Annotated in this window: 15 protein-coding genes; 6 read left to right on the top strand and 9 right to left on the bottom strand. The window is 75.6% G+C overall.

Annotated features, from left to right (window positions below; translation table 11 throughout):
• Nucleotides 1–108: 108 nt before the first annotated feature.
• Nucleotides 109–345, top strand: a complete 237-nt coding sequence (locus AB0P35_RS32085; RefSeq protein WP_363517923.1) for a hypothetical protein — start codon at nt 109–111, stop codon at nt 343–345.
• A gap of 44 nt (nt 346–389) precedes the next feature.
• A complete protein-coding gene (locus AB0P35_RS32080) occupies nt 390–797 on the top strand; it encodes a three-helix bundle dimerization domain-containing protein (protein ID WP_363517921.1) in 408 nt (135 codons plus the stop codon).
• A gap of 40 nt (nt 798–837) precedes the next feature.
• Here the strand turns inward: AB0P35_RS32080 and AB0P35_RS32075 are convergent, their stop codons facing one another.
• Nucleotides 838–1,449 carry a TetR/AcrR family transcriptional regulator gene (locus AB0P35_RS32075; protein ID WP_363517918.1) on the bottom strand — a complete coding sequence of 204 codons (612 nt, stop codon included), beginning with the start codon at nt 1,447–1,449 and terminating at the stop codon, nt 838–840.
• Between the two features lie 93 nt (nt 1,450–1,542).
• Here AB0P35_RS32075 and AB0P35_RS32070 point away from each other — a divergent pair, with 93 nt between their 5' ends.
• A complete protein-coding gene (locus AB0P35_RS32070) occupies nt 1,543–2,364 on the top strand; it encodes an NAD(P)H-binding protein (RefSeq protein WP_363517915.1) in 822 nt (273 codons plus the stop codon).
• A 34-nt stretch (nt 2,365–2,398) separates the two neighbouring features.
• Here AB0P35_RS32070 and AB0P35_RS32065 read toward each other — a convergent pair whose 3' ends face one another.
• Nucleotides 2,399–4,060 carry a protein kinase gene (locus AB0P35_RS32065; RefSeq protein ID WP_363517912.1) on the bottom strand — a complete coding sequence of 554 codons (1,662 nt, stop codon included), beginning with the start codon at nt 4,058–4,060 and terminating at the stop codon, nt 2,399–2,401.
• 314 nt (nt 4,061–4,374) lie between these two features.
• Between AB0P35_RS32065 and AB0P35_RS32060 the strand changes: the two genes are divergently transcribed.
• Complete coding sequence (locus tag AB0P35_RS32060; RefSeq protein WP_363517909.1) at nt 4,375–5,304, top strand: alpha/beta hydrolase; 930 nt, start codon at nt 4,375–4,377, stop codon at nt 5,302–5,304.
• Between the two features lie 46 nt (nt 5,305–5,350).
• Here AB0P35_RS32060 and AB0P35_RS32055 read toward each other — a convergent pair whose 3' ends face one another.
• On the bottom strand, nt 5,351–6,511 hold the full coding sequence (locus AB0P35_RS32055) for a helix-turn-helix domain-containing protein (RefSeq protein WP_363517906.1): 1,161 nt from the start codon (nt 6,509–6,511) through the stop codon (nt 5,351–5,353).
• A gap of 27 nt (nt 6,512–6,538) precedes the next feature.
• On the opposite strand from AB0P35_RS32055, the gene AB0P35_RS32050 reads away from it, so the two are divergent.
• On the top strand, nt 6,539–7,888 hold the full coding sequence (locus AB0P35_RS32050; protein ID WP_363517903.1) for a PHB depolymerase family esterase: 1,350 nt from the start codon (nt 6,539–6,541) through the stop codon (nt 7,886–7,888).
• Nucleotides 7,889–7,946: 58 nt separating this feature from the next.
• Here AB0P35_RS32050 and AB0P35_RS32045 read toward each other — a convergent pair whose 3' ends face one another.
• The 3 genes from AB0P35_RS32045 to AB0P35_RS32035 form a co-directional block, all read right to left on the bottom strand.
• Nucleotides 7,947–10,331: a SpoIIE family protein phosphatase gene (locus AB0P35_RS32045; RefSeq protein ID WP_363517900.1), complete on the bottom strand. Its 2,385-nt coding sequence runs from the start codon at nt 10,329–10,331 to the stop codon at nt 7,947–7,949.
• 103 nt (nt 10,332–10,434) lie between these two features.
• Nucleotides 10,435–10,608, bottom strand: coding sequence for a hypothetical protein (locus AB0P35_RS32040; protein WP_179419821.1), 174 nt, complete (start codon nt 10,606–10,608; stop codon nt 10,435–10,437).
• Nucleotides 10,609–10,662: 54 nt separating this feature from the next.
• Nucleotides 10,663–11,331, bottom strand: coding sequence for a GAP family protein (locus AB0P35_RS32035; RefSeq protein ID WP_363517897.1), 669 nt, complete (start codon nt 11,329–11,331; stop codon nt 10,663–10,665).
• A 160-nt stretch (nt 11,332–11,491) separates the two neighbouring features.
• On the opposite strand from AB0P35_RS32035, the gene AB0P35_RS32030 reads away from it, so the two are divergent.
• Nucleotides 11,492–12,055, top strand: a complete 564-nt coding sequence (locus AB0P35_RS32030; protein WP_363517894.1) for a GNAT family N-acetyltransferase — start codon at nt 11,492–11,494, stop codon at nt 12,053–12,055.
• Nucleotides 12,056–12,095: 40 nt separating this feature from the next.
• Here the strand turns inward: AB0P35_RS32030 and AB0P35_RS32025 are convergent, their stop codons facing one another.
• The 3 genes from AB0P35_RS32025 to AB0P35_RS32015 form a co-directional block, all read right to left on the bottom strand.
• Nucleotides 12,096–13,013, bottom strand: a complete 918-nt coding sequence (locus tag AB0P35_RS32025; RefSeq protein WP_363517891.1) for an RNA polymerase sigma-70 factor — start codon at nt 13,011–13,013, stop codon at nt 12,096–12,098.
• A complete protein-coding gene (locus AB0P35_RS32020) occupies nt 13,010–14,203 on the bottom strand; it encodes an FAD-dependent oxidoreductase (RefSeq protein WP_363517888.1) in 1,194 nt (397 codons plus the stop codon). Before AB0P35_RS32020 ends, AB0P35_RS32025 begins: the two co-directional genes overlap by 4 nt.
• A 184-nt stretch (nt 14,204–14,387) precedes the next feature.
• A partial coding sequence (locus AB0P35_RS32015; protein ID WP_363517885.1) for a family 20 glycosylhydrolase occupies nt 14,388–16,349 on the bottom strand: 1,962 nt, incomplete at its 5' end.

Below are 16,349 nucleotides of genomic sequence, written 5' to 3'. Positions count from 1 at the left end.
CGGGCGTGCCAAGCTGGCAGGGACGGGCCCGGCGCACCCGCCGCGCGGCGGGTCGGGCGGAACATCCGGGGTCTCGTGCTGCCCCGGTCTCGGGAGAAGGCGGCACGCATGAGCGGGACCGGCGTGACGGGAGCACCGCCGCGGACGCAGCCCGGAGCGCAGCAGGGCGAGATTTCCGGCCTGTCCCGGAGCGCGTCCAACCCGGGCTCGTCTTGGGGGACGGCGATCGCGGGCACCATCCTGGTGGCCGGCCTGGACCGCGGCGGCTACGGCGCGGCGATGAGCACCCTCGCCGTCGCCGGGCTGCCCGGCCTGGCCGCGGCCGTACGCCTCCCGCGGGCCTGAGCCGGGCACCCGGCCGACCCCCCCGATTCCCCTGCGAGGCCGACATGGATCCGGAACCCACCGTCGAGGCCGCTCCCGCCGGCCGGGCGGAGCCCGAGCACCCGGCTGAGTCCGGCGAGCCCGCCGAGCCCGGCGAGTCCGGCGAGTCCGCCGAACCGGGACAGGCGGACGGCAAGGAGCGGGCCACCTGGGCGGCGGCCGGCCGGCGGCTGCACCAGCGCTTCGACGCGACCGCGGGCGCCGAGGCCGTGGACCGGGCCCTGGACGAGGCGCTGCACCGCTTCGACGGCAGTCGGATCCGCGCCTTCGTGCCGATTCTCGCGGAGCGCATCGCGACCGACAGCCTGCGGTCGGCCGCCGACGGGGCCGCCGACGGGGACCTGCGGGGCGGAGCCGCAGGGGCAGCGACGGCGCCGGCCGTGCCACCGCCCTCGGAGTGCTCCGCCGGATGAGCGGCGACACCGGCGGCGGCTCGGTGCAGCCGCGCGGCGGTTATCTCAGCCGGGGGGTGCCGACGGGCAGGCCGTCCAGCCAGTCGAGCAGGCGGGCGCCCTCCCTCGTCATGATCTCCGGGTCGCGCAGGGCGTTGGCCAGCAGGGACATTCCCTGGTAGGCGCCGATGAGGGTGACGGCCTGTCCGTCGGGATCGGGCAGGCCGAGCTGCCGGAACTGGTCGGCGGCCCAGTCGAGGAGCCGGCGGACGACCCGCGCTGCGGACTCGTCGAGGCCGCCCGGAGGACGTTTGTCGATCTCGGCGGCGAGGGTGCCGGTGGGGCAGCCGTAGCGGGCGGTGGTGTCGCGCTGGTCGACCCAGGCCGTCACCAGGCCCTTGAGACGGTCGCGGGGGTCGGGCAGCTCGCCGAGCCGCGCGGTGAGGGCGTCGAGGTGTCCGGTCTGTTCGGCGAGGGCGGCCTCGACGAGTTCGTCCTTGGTCTTGAAGTAGTAGTACACGTTGCCCACCGGCACGCCGGCGGCCTGGGCGATGTCGGCGATCGCGGTGCGCTCGACGCCCTTCTCGTGCAGCACTTTCGCGGCGGCGGCGGTCAGGCGCCGTCGCTTGGCGGCGGCTGCTTCGGCTCTCGACAGGCCCTGTGAGTCAGTCACCCGACTGACTATAGACAGAGCCGTCCCGCCCGGGCTAGGCTCACAGCCGTTCAGCAAGTGAGTCAGCCAACTAACTCACGCAGGGGGAATCAGATGATCGTCGTTACAGGTGCCACCGGGAACATCGGCCGGGCGCTGGTCCGGCAGCTCGTCGAGGCGGGCGAGCGGGTGACCGCCGTGTCCCGCCGCACGCCCGAGGGCGCGCTGCCGCCGGGGGTACGGCACGTGGCCGCCGACCTGGCCGACCCGGCCGCCGTCCGGCCCGCCCTGGACGGGGCGGACGCCCTCTTCCTGCTGGTGGCCGGCGAGGACCCGGACGGTCTGTTGGAGCAGGCCCGCGACGCGGGTGTCCGCAGGGTCGTGCTGCTCTCCTCGCAGGGGGTCGGCACCCGGCCGGACAGCTACCGGCACGCCGCACGCTTCGAGGCGGCGGTCGCGGCCGGCGGCCCGGAATGGACCGTGCTGCGCTCCGGCGGCCTGGCCTCGAACGCCTTCGCCTGGGCGGAGCCGATCCGAGCCCACCGCACCGCCACCGGGCCCTTCGCCGACGTGGGCCTGCCGTTCGTCGACCCGGAGGACGTCGCCGCGGTCGCCGCGGCCGCACTCCGCGAGGACGGCCACCACGGCCGCACCTACGTCCTCACCGGGCCCGAGGCGACCACCCCGCGCTCCCGGGCGGCCGCCATCGCCGAGGCGATCGGCGCACCGGTCGCCTTCACCGAGCAGACCCCGGACGAGGCCCGCGCGCAGCTGGCCCGGTTCATGCCGCCGCCCGTGGTCGAGGGCACCCTGGCCGTCCTCGGCACCCCGACCCCGGACGAGCAGCGGGTCAGCCCCGATGTCGAGCGCATCCTCGGCCGGGCGCCCCGGCCGTTCGCCGCCTGGGCACGGCGGAACGCCGCCGCGTTCCGCTGACCGCCGCGCCCCGGATGCGTCCCGCGCCCGGCGGTCAGAGGACGAGGGTGCGCCAGCCGCGGGTGATCTCGTCGCCGAGCGCGCGGGCGTCCGGGGCAGTGTGCCCGGGGCCCTGCGGGCCGTTGAGCCGGACGAGCAGGGCGGCGCCGTCGGCCGGGCGGTCCGCCGGCTCGGGGGCGAGGGACCGGCGGACCACGTCGGCCAGCGCGGGGTCCCGGGCGGCCAGCGCGTCGATGGCCGCCCGGTCGGGCCCGGAGTCGACGATCCGGCGGATCACGGCGCCGGTGCTCGCCGCCGCGAACGGGCTGGCCCCGTGCGCGGCGCACACCACGCAGCAGGCCCAGGCCCAGACGTCGGCCGGCGCGCCCACCGGATCGTCGCCGAACTGCTCGGGCGCCATGTAGGTCAGGGTGCCGGGGCCGCCACCGGTCCGGGTCAGCCGGGTGCCGTCGACGATCGCCGCGATCCCGAAGTCGAGCAGCCGCGGCCCGGCCGAGGTCAGCATGATGTTCGCCGGCTTGAGGTCGCGGTGCACCAGGCCCAGCCGGTGCACACCGGCCAGGGCCGCGGCGAGCGCGAGAGCCAGCGCCCGCAGCGCCTCGGGCGAGCCGATCGGGCCCAGGTCGCGCAGGTGAGCGTCGAGCGGACGGCCGTCCAGCAGCTCCATCGCCAGGTAGGGCCGCCCCTCCGCGACGCCCGCGTCGAGGACCCGGGCGGTGTAGGCGCCGGGCACCATGGCGAGCACCTCGGCCTCCCGCTCGAAGCGGCGCAGCAGCTGCTCGTCCTCGATCAGTTCGGGGTTGATGGTCTTCAGTGCCACGTGGGTGGCCGAGCCCTCGCGGCGGGCGAGGTACACCGTCCCCATGCCGCCCGCGCCGATCCGGCCCAGCAGGTGGTAGTCGCCGAGCCGGCGCGGCTCGTGCGAGCGCAGCAGCTGGTGGGGCACGGCGGAGGCCGCGGGCGCGGCGGTCTGCGGCGGTGTCCGGACCGGGGCCGCCGGGGCGGCGGACGGCGTGCTCCGGTCGGGCGCGACCGGGGGTGGCGTGCCCGGGTCGGGCGCGGCGGCACCCCGCCGGCGGCGGCCGACCGCGAACTCCGCGAGTTGCAGGGCCAGCAGCGCCGCGACGACACCGAGCGGCAGCACCAGGACGCCGAGCAGGGCGCCCGCCCCGAGGCCGACGGCGATGGTGCGGCGCGTCGCCGGGGCGTTCCAGAGCACCGAAGCCGTGCCCTTGGTCCACAGCTCGCGCCGGTTGGCGTACCAGAGCCACAGCCAGCCCAGCAGGAGCGGGACGGCCGACACGAGGTGACCCACCAGGCGCTCGCCGACGGGCGAGTAGTCCGGGCCGAACGACAGCGGGCTGGCGGGCCAGACCGGGTAGAGGTGGACCGGGTCGAAGACCTTCAGCACCAGCAGCAAGGTGACGGCAGCCACCACCACCGCCAGCAGGCGCTCCCCTGCCACCGCACCGGGGTGCAGCGGCAGGTCCTCGGACGGATCGGCCGTCTCGGCGGCCAGCGCCCGGTTGCGCAGGCCCTGGCGACTGCGCGTCAGCAGCGGCCAGGAGACGGCGCGCACGGCCAGCGCCACCACCACCGCGACCAGCGTGGCCGCGCTCACCACCGGCAGGTCGAACAGCCCCGCCGACGGCGCCTCCGCGGCGAGCCACAGGTACCCCTGCCCAGCACCGTCCATGTCTGCCTCCTCCGGCCGCGCGGCGCGCGTGCCCCGGTGGAATACCCCCGGCCGACGGCGCTCTACCGCCCCACCGGACCTGACGTTCCGTCGGCCCCGACGTTCGGACCCTGGCGATCGGGCCCCGACGTTCGGACCCTGGCGATCGGGCCGCGCGGGTGTCGGCCCGCGGCCGCGGATCGTCCGACGCCTGTCGGATGCCGGGGCCGGGCGGGGCGTGGGACGGTTTTCCCGGGCGCCCGCCGGATCACGAGGGTTTCCGGCGGGCGCCGCCCGTACCGCCCCCAAGTCCCCGTTCCGGAGGGAGTGTCGGCGTGGCGCACGCCTTCGACCCCGAGTTGGCCGCGGCCCTCGCGATGTGGGCCCCGGTCGACATCTCCGACCTGGCCGCCGCCCGGGCCGCGCAGGCCGCCGAGCTGGCGGACGTGGACGGTCGCGCGGACAGCTCGGGGGTGAAGGTCGAGGACGTCCGGGTTCCGGGCGGGCCCGGTGTGCTGCTGCGCACCTACCGGCCGCAGGAGCGTCCGGGGCCGCTGCCGGTGCTGTACACGGTGCACGGCGGCGGCTTCGTGCTCGGCTCGCCGCAGGTCGACCACGAGGAGAACCTCCACTTCTGCCGGGAGTTGCAGGCCCTGGTCGTGTCGGTGGACTACCGGCTCGCCCCCGAACACCCCTACCCGGCGGCCCTGGAGGACTGCTGGGCGGGCCTGTGCGCGGTCGTCGACCGGGCCGCCGCGCTGGACGCGGACCCGACCCGTGTCGCGTTGCGCGGCGACAGCGCCGGCGGCGGGCTGGTCGCCGCGCTGGCGATGCTGGCCCGGGAGCGCGGCGGTCCGGCCGTCCGGTTGCAGCAGCTGCACAGCCCGGCCCTCGACGACCGGCTGGCCACCCCGAGCGCGGTCGAGTACACCGACACCCCGGTGTGGAACCGCCGGAACGCCGAGCTCTCCTGGGCGGCCTACCTGGGCCCGGACGGCATCGCGGACCGGTACGCCGCGCCCGCCCGCGCCGAGCCGGCCGACCTGGTCGGGCTGCCGCCCGCGCATGTGACGGTGATGCAGTTCGACCCGCTGCGGGACGAGGGCATCGACTACGCCCGGGCCCTGCTGGCCGCCGGGGTGCCGACCGAACTCCACGTCCTGCCGGGCACCTTCCACGGCGCCGGGATGGTCGCGCACGCCGGCGTCGTGCGGCGGGCCCGGGCCGAGGCCGTCGCGGTCCTCCGCCGGGCGCTCGGCCGGTGAACGCGCGGCCGGCACCGACCGCCCCGCGACCCGACCGACCCGCGGGTCAGTCGGCCGCGGAGCAGATCAGCCGCCACGCGTACCAGGCCAGTTGGGCACGGAAGCGGTCCTGCGGGTCGCGCAGCCGCCAGCCGGTCTCCTCCTCGACCCGGGCCAGCCGGGACGCCACCGAGCTGTGGTGCAGGTGCAGTTCGGCCGCGGCCTGCCGCAGCGAACCGGTCCGGCAGAACGCGGCCAGCGCGGCGACCGCGGGTGCGCCCTCCTCGCGCGCCGCCAGCAGCTCCAGGGCCCGCACGTCCGGGCGGGCGCGGAGCCGTTCGGCGGGGAGGTCCGCCAGCAGGGCGACCGTGCCGAGCGCCTCGTGGTCGGCCACCGCCTCGGCCGGGGTGCCGGCGACGGCGAACCGCAGGGCGGCGCGGGCCTGCTGCCAGGACTCCCCCGCCGCCAGGGCGTCCACCGGCCCGCCGACCCCGACCCTGGTGCCGTGCGCGGCCGCCGGGGCCCCGCGGTGCGGCCGCGGCCCGCCGCTGCGACGGCTGCGGACGCCCAGTGCCGCCCGCAGCTGCTCGGCCGGTGACGCCCCGTCGGCCGTCTCCCGCTGCTGGAGCAGGACGGCGCCCACCGACCCGAGCCGCGCCACCCGGACGATGCCCGGCACGGTGAGGCACCCGAAGAGCGCCGCCGCCTCCGACCCCGCGTCCGCCTCCGGACCGCCCGCCACGGCGACCACCCGCAGCGGCCGTTCCGGCGCCAGCCCGAGCAGCCGCAGCGCCCGGGCCCGATCGGCCACCGCCTCCCGATCGGACAGCACCAGCTCGACCAGCGCCGGATCCGCAACCTGCCAGGCCGCAGCGCCGCCGGCCACCACCCGGGCGGCGATCGCCATCCACTCCAGCAGCAGCTCGTCCAACGGGCCCGCCGTTCCCGGGCGTTCCAGCCAGACCCGGCCGGCCGCGCCGAGCTTCACGGCGGAGGACGGGCGGCCGGGCGGACCGGAGAGCTCACCGCCGTCGGCCGCGAAGCGCACCGGGTCGCCGCCGGACGGCTGCCAGCCGGCCGGGCACTCGGCGAGTCCCGCGGTGGAGCGCACCAGCGCGGCCGCGTCGAGCGTGCCGCCGGCCAGCAGCGCCTCGTAGTGGGCGATGACCCGGACGGCCGCGGCGGCGTCCGGGTCCAAGGCCGACAGGCGCAGCAGCAAGCCCTTCACAGCCCGCAGTCTAGAAAGGACAGGGACATGCCCGACAGTCCCCTGCACCACCGATCGGCGCCGCCCGGACAGCGGTTGCGCGCACTGCCCGCCCTGCTGCTGGGAGCGCTGCTCCCGCTGCTGGCCGCACTGCTGGTGACGGCCCCGACCGCCCGGGCGGCGGCCCTCACCGAGGTCACCGGCTTCGGCAGCAATCCCAGCACCCTCCGGATGTACCTGTACGTGCCGGCGAACGTGGCGCCGCGGCCCGCCGTACTGGTCGCCGTCCACTACTGCACGGGCTCCGGTCCGGCCTTCTACTCGGGGACGGAGTTCGCCGCGCTGGCCGACCGGTACGGCTTCATCGTGGTCTACCCGTCGGCGACCAGGAGCGGCGGCTGCTTCGACGTGTCGTCACCGCAGGCGCTGAAGCGGGACGGCGGCAGCGACCCGGTGGGCATCCGGTCCATGGTCGGCTGGGTGCAGCAGCACTACGCCGTCGACGCGGGCCGGATCTTCGTCACCGGCGCCTCCTCCGGCGCGATGATGACCAATGTGCTGCTCGGCGACTACCCGGACGTGTTCAGCGCCGGCGCCGCGTTCATGGGGGTGCCGTTCGGCTGCTTCGCCACCACGGACGGCTCCTCGTGGAACAGCGCCTGCGCCAACGGCACGGTCACCAGGACGGCGCAGCAGTGGGGCGACCTGGTGCGCGCCGCCTACCCGGGCTACGGCGGCCCGCGGCCCCGGATGCAGCTGTGGCACGGCACCGAGGACACCACGCTGCGCCACCCGAACCTCGCCGAGGAGATCAAGCAGTGGACGGACGTGCTGGGCGTGAGCCGGACACCCGTCCTCACCGACCAGCCGCAGCCGAGCTGGACCCGTACCCGCTACGGCGGCACCGGCACCCGTGCCCCGGTCGAGGCGGTCAGTGTGCAGGGCGCCGGGCACACCCTGCCGACGTCCGGCATGGCGGCGCAGGCGATCGCCTTCTTCGGCCTGGACTCCACCGACCCGACCACTCCCCCGACCAGTCCCCCGTCGACCCCGACTCCCCCGACGACGCCGCCCACGGGCGCCGCCTGCCGGGTCGGGTACACCGTCACCGGCTGGAACACCGGGCTGACGGCGGCGATCACCGTCACCAACGCCGGCGGCACCGCGGTGGACGGCTGGTCGCTGGCGTTCACGCTGCCGGCCGGACAGACCGTCACCTCCGGCTGGAACGCCTCCTACAGCCCGGCCTCGGGCGCGGTCACCGCCCGCAACGCCGCCTACAACGCGGCCGTCGCCCCCGGTGGCTCGGTGTCCCTCGGCTTCCAGGCCGCCCACACCGGCGACACCGGCGCGCCGACCGCCTTCACGCTCAACGGCACACCCTGCACGCTCGGCTGACCCGCCGGCCGGGCCCGCGCCTACGTGGGCCCGGCCGGTGCACGGCGCCGCGCACCCGTCACGCCTCCAGTTGCTGCTCCGACCAGATGGTCTTGCCGGTGGGCCCGTAGCGGCTGCCCCAGCGGTGGCTGAGCTGGGCGACCAGGAACAGCCCGCGGCCGCCCTCGTCGGTGATCCGGGCGCGGCGCAGCCGGGGCTGGGTGTTGCTCGGGTCGCTGACCTCGCAGATCAGGACGGTGTCCAGGATCAGCCGCAGGCCCACCGGCCCTCCGGCGTAGCGGATGGCGTTGGTGACCAGCTCGCTGACGATCAGTTCGGTGGTGAAGGCGAGGTCGTCGAGCCCCCAGGCGGAGAGGCGGGCGACGACCGCGGCCCGGGCGTCGGCGACGGTGGCGGGGTCGGCGGGGAACTGCCATTCGGCGACGGCGTCCGGGTCGAGCGCGATGGTGCGGGCGAGCAGCAGGGCGGTGTCGTCGGCGACGGTGGCGGCGCCCGGGCCGGTGATCAGTTCCCGTCCGACGGCGTCGAGGCTCTGCCCGGAGGCGGCGAGCCGGCCGAGCCGGCCTTCTAGGGTCCGGACGGCGGAGTCGAGGTCGCCGCCCTGCCGGACGAGCAGGCCGTCGGTGTAGAGGGCGAGCAGCGAGCCGGGGGCGAGTTCCACCGTGGTGGTCTCGAAGGGCAGGCCGCCGACGCCGAGCAGCGGGCCGGGGCGCACCGGGAGCGGGCGGGCGGTGCCGTCCGGTTCGGCGACGACGGGAGGCGGGTGGCCGGCGCTGGCCAGGGTGCACTGCCGGGTGACGGGGTCGTAGAGGGCGAGCAGGCAGGTCGCCCCGATGGTGTCGCGGTGCGCGGGGTCGGCCTCGGCGGCGAGGCGGGCGACGAGGTCGTCGAGCCGGGTGAGCAGTTCGTCGGGGGGCAGTTCGAGGTCGGCGAGGGTCTGCACGGCGGTGCGGAGCCGTCCCATGGTGGCGGCGGCGTGCAGGCCGTGGCCGATGACGTCGCCGACGACCAGGGCGACCCGCAGCGAGGGCAGCAGGATGGTGTCGAACCAGTCGCCGCCGATCTCGCCGCCGATCTCGCCGCCGTCGGCGGCGGGCAGGTAGCGGCCGACCGTCTCGAGGACGGAGGTGCGGGTCGCGGAGCGCGGCAGCAGGCGCTGCTGGAGGGCGACCGCGGCACGGTGCTCACGGGCGTAGCGGCGGGCGTTGTCGACGCTGAGCGAGGCGTGCGCGGCGATCTCGGCGAGCAGGGCGCTGTCGCCGCTGTCGAAGCGGTCGGTGCGGTTGATCCGCCAGGCGGCGATGGTGCCGAGGACCAGGCCGCGGGCGAAGAGCGGCGCGACGGCGAGGCAGTGGGCCCGCTCGGGAACGATCAGCCGGATCAGCTCGGGGTCCTGGAGACCCTCCAGCAGTTCGGCACGGCCGAGGACGACGGTGTGGCCGGCCTGGAGGCGGCGGACCTGCGGCCGGTCCGGCAGCGGCGGTATCGCGTCGCCGGTCCGCAGGTCGCCCGGCGGGCCGATCTCGCCGGCGGAGTGCATCGCGGCGCGCCGCAGGTGGAGGTCGCCGCCGCCGGAGGTCTTCGGCGGTTCGTCGCCGGTGAGGACGGGCTCGGCGAGGTCGACGGTCACCAGGTCGGCGAAGGCGGGTGCGAGGACGTTCGCGATCTCCCGGGCGGTCGTGGTGACGTCCAGGGACACGCCGATCCCGGCGACGGCCCGGTGGCGCAGCTCCAGCCGGCGGGCGGCCCGCCACTGCGCGGTGGCGTCGGTGAGCAGGGCGGCGGTGCCGGCGGGTTTCCCGTGGCGGTCGTCCAGCCGGACGGCGGAGACCAGGAAGGACCATTCGAGGCCGGGTTCGGTGACCGAGCGGACGCGCTGCTCGTGGGCGGCCTGCGGGCGGCCGGTCTCCAGCAGGGCCCGCAGGATGTGCTCGGAGGTGTCGGCGTCGGGCTCGGCCATCACGTCGCCGAGGGTGCTGCCGACGGGCAGCGTGGGCATGCCGCGCAGGCTCGGCAGGTCGGGCGAGGCGTTGGTCCGCTCGACCACCAGGTCGGTGTCGCGCAGGACGAATCCGATCCGGTCCTGGGCGAGCAGGGCGCGCAGCAGCGCGGCGCCCTGTTCGAGTTCCTGTGCCAGGTCCGTGCGGACGGCCAGCAGCAGGCGGTGCCCGCCGGCCGGGGGCCGGTCCAGCGGCAGGAGGCGGCAGTGCACGGGGACGGCCTCGCCGGTGGGGCCGCGCAGGTGCAGGGCGCCGTCGGCGGGCGACCCGTCACTCTCCGTGCCCGCGAGCTGTTCGGCGAGCGGCCGGCCGCAGACCTCGGAGGCCGACCGCCCGGTGAGCTCCGCCGCGGCGGCGGACCAGGTGAGCACCGTGCCCCGGCCGTCGATCAGGGCTGTCACGACGTCGTCGAGGACCCCGCCGCCGTCAAGACCTCCCGCCATCCGCGCCTCCACCGGTCGGGGACCCTTCACTCCCAGTATGGGTACTTCGGGTACGACGCGAGTCGGCGTACGGTTCACGCGCCGTACCGAGCCGGCGGGCGGCTCAGACCGCGGCGGGCCGGGGGTGGGCGGCGGCCAGCGGCGAGGCCCACAGCGGGAGCACGCGGGCCGCTGCTGCGGCGGGGGCCGCGAGCGAGGGCGCGGGGCGGTCGGCGGGCAGCGCGGACTCCTCGGCGAGGGCGGCGGGTCGGTGGGCGGAGACGGTCATCGGGCTCATGTCGGCGACACTACGGGCCGCCACTGACAGCGCCCTGGGGCTTCGGGCCCGGCTTCAGGACAGGCCGGTGAGGGCGTCGCCGAGGTAGGCGACACCGAGGACGGCCGACACGGTGGCCGTGACGGCGGCGTTGTGGGCGCCCGTCCAGGCCTTCCACTCGCCGAGGAGGCGGGCCGCGCCGCTCCCGCCGAGCAGGCCGACACCGAGCGGCAGCAGGGTGCAGAGCGAGCCGATCACCACCATCAGCGCGGCCGCGACCGCCGTACCGCCGGGTCCGGCGCCGCTCGCCGCCACGGACGCGGCGCCGCCGACCGCGAGGGCCAGGTTCTTGGGCTTGGCGACGACCAGGGTCACCGCGAGGCCGAAGGACCGGCCGGCGGTGAACCGGTCGACGGCCTGCATCCAGCGCGGCGGCGGGGTGACGTGGCCCGCGCGGGGCCGTGCGCGCCACTGTCTGGCCGCGAGCAGCACCAGGACTCCGCCGAGCGCGAGCCGCAGCCAGAACGCCCAGGTCGGCCGCCCGCTGCCGCCGCCGAGCCCGGTACCGGCCGCGACCACCATGCCGACCACGCCGGACAGACCGACCACCCACCCGGCGGCGAAGGCCGGCCCGTTGGTCCGACCCCGCGGGGTGGCCAGCAGGAGGACGACCGCGATCAGGGCCGCCGGGCTGATCGCGATACCCACGGCCGAGGCCAGCATCGAGCCGATCGCGTCACCCATCCGACAGCCTCTCCCGGCCGGGCCCGGCCGCGCCGACACGGGCCCAACAGCAGCCTAGGCCCCGAGACGGGCGGAGGAATCCTGCGACGTCTCGGCAACGCCTTCGAGTTGCCGAGGAAAGCCGTTGGGCTGCCCAACCTGCTTCGGGCATGATCGACTCGTGGACGCCTACCTGGAGACCGAGCGCCTGGCCCTGCGCCGCTTCACCGCCGATGACGCGGACCTGCTGATCGAGCTGGACAGCGACCCGGCGGTGATGCGCTACCTGACCGGCGGCCGTCCGACCGCGCCGGAGCTCGTCCGCGAGCGCCACCTGCCGAACATCCTCGCCGGCTACGAGAAGTGGGGCGGCGACCTCGGACTGTTCGCCGCGCACGAGAAGGACGGCGACGCGTTCATCGGCTGGTTCGTCCTGCGCCCCGAGCCGGAGGGCCCGCCGGACGAAGTCGAACTCGGCTACCGGCTGCGGCGGGCGGCTTGGGGCAGGGGTTATGCCACCGAGGGCTCGCGGGCCCTGCTGGGCAAGGCGTTCACGGAGCTCGGTGTGCGCATGGTCTGGGCCGAGACGATGTCCGTGAACCAGGGTTCGCGCAACGTCATGAAGAAGCTCGACATGACGCTCGCGGACACCATCCCCACCCCCTCCGACATGGAGATGATCGAGGGCTCCGAGCACGGAGGCGTACGGTACGAGATCACCAAGGAGCAGTGGCAGCAGCAGTAGCCGCAGTGCGGACGACCGTCCGGCACAACGATCGTGCGGCTCATGAGAGTTCGAGCCGAGTGCCGTCGGCGACGGCGTGGAGCTTGTCCGGGTTGGCCACGTTGTGGATGGTCGCGATACGGCCTTCCGGATCGAAATCGAAGGTCAGCGTGGCGACCACACGGTCCGGGCCGCGGAAGACCACGCCCGGGCCGCCGTTGATCCAGGTGAGCTCTGCCCGCATCTGCCCGGGCTCGATGCCCTGGTAGGTCACGGTGCCGAGCGCGGAGAACCAGCGGGCCACGGTCTCCAGGCCGACGACCGGCTTGAGGGCCTGGCGGACCTTGCCGCCGCCGTCCGTCCACAGCGTCACGTCCGGGGAGAGCAGCTCCATGAGGGTGTTGATGTCGCCGCCCGCCGTCGCCGCGAAGAAGCGCTCGGTGACGTCGCGTTGGCGGGCGCGGTCCGCGGTGAAACGGGGCCGGCGGGCCTGGACGTGCTCGCGGGCGCGGTGCGCGGCCTGCCGGACGGCCGGCTCCGAACGTTCCACCGCCTCCGCGATCTCCGCATGGCTGAACGCGAAGACCTCCTTCAGCACGAAGACCGCCCGCTCCAGGGGGCTCAGCGTCTCCAGGACGACCAGCAGGGCCATGGAGACCGAGTCCGCCGTGGCGACGCCGTCGGCGGTGTCCGGGCCGGTGAGGATCGGCTCGGGCAGCCATGGACCGACGTAGGTCTCGCGCTGGTGGCGGGTCGAACGAAGCCGCTCCATCGCCAGGTTGGAGATGATCCGGGTCAGATAGGCCTTGGGGTCGGCAACCTGGGAACGGTCGGCCGACGACCACTTGAGCCAGGCGTCCTGGACCACGTCCTCGGCGTCGGCGGCGGTACCGAGGATGCGGTAGGCGACGGAGAAGAGCAGCGTGCGGTACTGCTGGAAGGCGAGCTGGTCGGGGCCGGCCTGCTGCGGCTGGGTCACTTGGCGCTCCTGATCCGGGTGTAGCGGCCGCCGTGCGGCCAGAACGCGCCCGAGGCGGGCATCTTCTTCATGCGGGCGAAGGTCGCCCACGGCGCGGCGGAGACCGTCTCCTTGTACTTCGCGGCCCGCTTGCCGGTCAGCACGATCCGGCGCGGGCTGTCGTCGGGGTGGGTGAACTGCACGACGGCATCGTTCCGGCCCAGGCTGACAGGTGTGTGGTAATAGCCGAAGCGGAAGGGCCTGGGCTCCTTGCCGGCCAGCGTCCGCAGGATCGACAGGGCCGCGTGCACACCGGTGGGCATGCCGCTCTGGCAGGTGCCGTGCATCACGCCGTAGCCCTGACGGATCGCCGCCGCGTCGCCCACGGCGTAGACGTCCGGGTGGGAGACCGAGCGCAGCGCGCTGTCGGTGACCACACGGCCGCGTTCGTCGACGCTCAGGCCCGCGGCGGCAGCCAGCGGCGAGACGCGGGTACCGCTGGTCCACAGCACCGCGACCGCCGGGATGCTGCAGCCGTCCGCGAGCTCGACGCTGTCCGGCAGCACCTTGACCACGTCGACGCCGCTGCGCACCCGCACACCGAGCCGGGCGAGCGCCGCGTCCAGGTACGCCTTGGCCTTCGGGTGCATGCCCGCGCCCGGCTCCCGCCGGCCCAGCAGCACCACCTGGAGCTCCGGGTGCCGCTCGGCGATCTCCGCGGCGGCCTCGACGCCGGTCAGGCCGCTGCCACCGACCACGACGGTCCCGCCGTCGAGCCGGGTCAGCCGTTCGGCGAGGAGGACGGCGTCCTCAGGGCTGTCGAGGGTGAAGGCGTGGTCGTCCACGCCGGGGACTGCGACGGTGTCCGCGATGCTGCCCAGGCCGTAGACCAGGGTGTCGTAGTGCAGGATGCGGTCGTCGTCGATCCGGACGGTCTTCGCCTCGGCGTCCACGGCGGTGACCCAGCCGCGGACGAAGGCGGCGCCGGTGCCGTTCAGCAGCTCCGGAATGCTCATCTCGGCCGTCTCCTGGCCGGTGGCGGTCATGTGCAGGCGGAGCCGCTCGGTGAAGGTGCTGTAGGGGTTGACCAGCGTCACACGCAGGTTCCCACGCCTCCTGGTGCGGGCCGCGAGCTGGATCGCGGCGGAGAGCCCGGCATAGCCCGCGCCCAGGACCAGGACCTCGTGCTGCTGCGCTGCTGTCGCGTTCATTGCTCTGCTGTCTCCTTCGTGGCGGTCGTTCCCGCTGTGCGGACGACCACCAGACGCAAGCTGCCCTCCCGTTCGTGACATGGGGCCGATATGACCCGCGTCACATCGCGAGGAGCGGACGGCCGCGCGCGGAATCAGCACGTGGCGCTCTGCCCGGGCCCGGTCTTCCGGGGGCGGCGGCCCGTCAGGGCAGGTGCCAGACCTGGGCCGGGGTGTTCTCGCAGTCGTGGAGCCGGAGTCGGGGGAGGCCGGTGGCGGCCGGGTCGGAGTTGTCGAGGCAGCGGCCGGACTGCGGGTTGCGCAGGGCCGGCCCGGCGCCGAAGGCCCACTGCCATTTCTGGGCGGCGGTGCCGTTGCAGGGCCAGAGGCGGACCGCGGTTCCGTCGGCGGTGCCGCCGCCCGCCGCGTCCAGGCACTTGCCGAGCGCGCGCAGGGTGCCGTCGTCACCGAGGGTCCAGGTCTGGGCGGGGCTGCCGTCGCAGGTCGCCGCTCCGTCGACGGCCGGCCCGTCGGCGGCCGTGTCTCCGGTGACGGCGAGGCAGGTGCCGTCCGGGCCTGCGGTCACCGGCCCGGTGGGGCCGGTCGGGCCGGTGGGGGCGGGCCAGGGGATGCCGGGTGAGCGGTGGTAGCGGATGCCGCGCAGCTCCCAGCGCGGGCCGTGGGCCGCGAGCCGGTCGGCGAAGTCGGCGACGTCGTGGGCGGCCGCGGGCGACCAGCCGAGTTCGGCGTAGGCGGGCAGCCGGGGGTACGTCAGGTAGTCGAGGTCCTGCGGGGTGGCGGCGGTCTCGGTCCACAGCGGTGCCTCGATGCCGCGGACGGCGGCGGCGGGCACGCCGTTCAGGTGGCTGTCCGGGTCCCAGTCGTACGCGGCCAGGACGTCCAGGCCGGAGGAGGCCGCCCAGGAGAGCCCGAGCACGGTGTCGGCGGTGTACTTCTGGTCCAGGTAGGCGCGGTCGGCGGGAGCCAGGACCAGACCGGTGCCGTGCGCGGCGGCCTCGGCCACCGCGGTGTTGTCGCGGGCGGTGTCCCAGTACTCGACCAGGGTGGACGGCTGGAGGGTCGAGCCGACGACCTGGTTCCAGGCGGTGGCGGCCTTGCCGTACCGGGCGGCGTCCTGCTGCACCCAGGTCATGAACTCGGCGTACTGGGCGGCATCCGTGCGGTGCGCCTCGTCGCCGCCGATGGCGAGGTAGGGGCCGGGGGTGAGGGCGGCGAGCCGGCCGATCACGGCGTCGGCGAAGTCCTTCGCGGTCTGCAGTGCGGCCGGGGTGGACAGGCAGAGCGAGCTGAAGCCGACGTCGGTGCCGGTGTAGCGGGGAGGTGCCTGGCCGTCGCAGTTCAGCTGCGGGTACGAGGCGAGGGCGGCGTTGACGTGGCCGGGCAGGTCGACCTCGGGGACGACGGTGATGTTGCGGGCGGCGGCGTAGCCGACGAGCTCCCGGTAGTCCTCCTCGGTGTAGTAGCCGCCCGGGCCGCCGCCGACCTGGGTGGAGCCGCCTATCTCGGTCAGTGCGGGCCTGCCGGCGATCGCGATCCGCCAGCCCTGGTCGTCCGTCAGGTGCAGGTGCAGGTAGTTGATCTTGTAGCGGGCGAGGCCGTCGATGTGGCGCTTCACCTGGTCCACGGTGAAGAAGTGGCGGGCCACGTCCAGCATGGCGCCGCGGTAGGGGTAGCGGGGGTGGTCCACGATGCGGCCGCCGGGCAGCCGCCACGGCCCGGGCTGCGCGGTGGCCGCCTCGATCTGCGCGGGCAGCAGCTGGCGCAGCGTCTGGACGCCGTTGAAGAGGCCCTGCGGCTGGGCGGCCCGCACCACGGCACCGGTCGTGGTGACGTCCAGCTGGTAGCCCTCGGTGCCGACGGACGGGTCCGCGCCCGTCAGCAGCAGGGAGATCCCGTCGCCCGGCTCTGCCGCCGGGTCGGCCGGCCGGACGGGCAGCGGGTACCCGGTGGCGGGGCGCAGGAGGTCGGCCAGGTAGCCGCCGATCCGGGCGGCCTCGGCGGAGCCGTCGGCGGTGCGGATCACCGTCGTGGAGGTGAGGGCGTACTCGGCGGCCGCGTTCGGCCGGACGAGGGCGGGCCGCGGGACCACGGCGCCCAGCGCTCCCGCGTCGGCCGCCTGCGCGGACCGGCCGTCGGTGGGCGCGAT

The sequence above is a fragment of the Kitasatospora sp. NPDC085879 genome, from assembly GCF_040686255.1.
Lineage (GTDB): Bacteria > Actinomycetota > Actinomycetes > Streptomycetales > Streptomycetaceae > Kitasatospora.
Note: the sequence above shows the minus strand (reverse complement) of the source record. Positions and strands in the feature narration are given on the sequence as shown.

Excerpts from the sequence above, each read along its gene's own strand:
- AB0P35_RS32045 (WP_363517900.1), bottom strand. The coding sequence starts at position 10,331 with ATGGCGGGAGGTCTTGACGGCGGCGGGGTCCTCGACGACGTCGTGACA.
- AB0P35_RS32085 (WP_363517923.1), top strand. The coding sequence starts at position 109 with ATGAGCGGGACCGGCGTGACGGGAGCACCGCCGCGGACGCAGCCCGGA.
- AB0P35_RS32065 (WP_363517912.1), bottom strand. The coding sequence starts at position 4,060 with ATGGACGGTGCTGGGCAGGGGTACCTGTGGCTCGCCGCGGAGGCGCCG.
- AB0P35_RS32020 (WP_363517888.1), bottom strand. The coding sequence starts at position 14,203 with ATGAACGCGACAGCAGCGCAGCAGCACGAGGTCCTGGTCCTGGGCGCG.
- AB0P35_RS32050 (WP_363517903.1), top strand. The coding sequence starts at position 6,539 with ATGCCCGACAGTCCCCTGCACCACCGATCGGCGCCGCCCGGACAGCGG.
- AB0P35_RS32070 (WP_363517915.1), top strand. The coding sequence starts at position 1,543 with ATGATCGTCGTTACAGGTGCCACCGGGAACATCGGCCGGGCGCTGGTC.
- AB0P35_RS32040 (WP_179419821.1), bottom strand. The coding sequence starts at position 10,608 with ATGAGCCCGATGACCGTCTCCGCCCACCGACCCGCCGCCCTCGCCGAG.
- AB0P35_RS32035 (WP_363517897.1), bottom strand. The coding sequence starts at position 11,331 with ATGGGTGACGCGATCGGCTCGATGCTGGCCTCGGCCGTGGGTATCGCG.
- AB0P35_RS32080 (WP_363517921.1), top strand. The coding sequence starts at position 390 with ATGGATCCGGAACCCACCGTCGAGGCCGCTCCCGCCGGCCGGGCGGAG.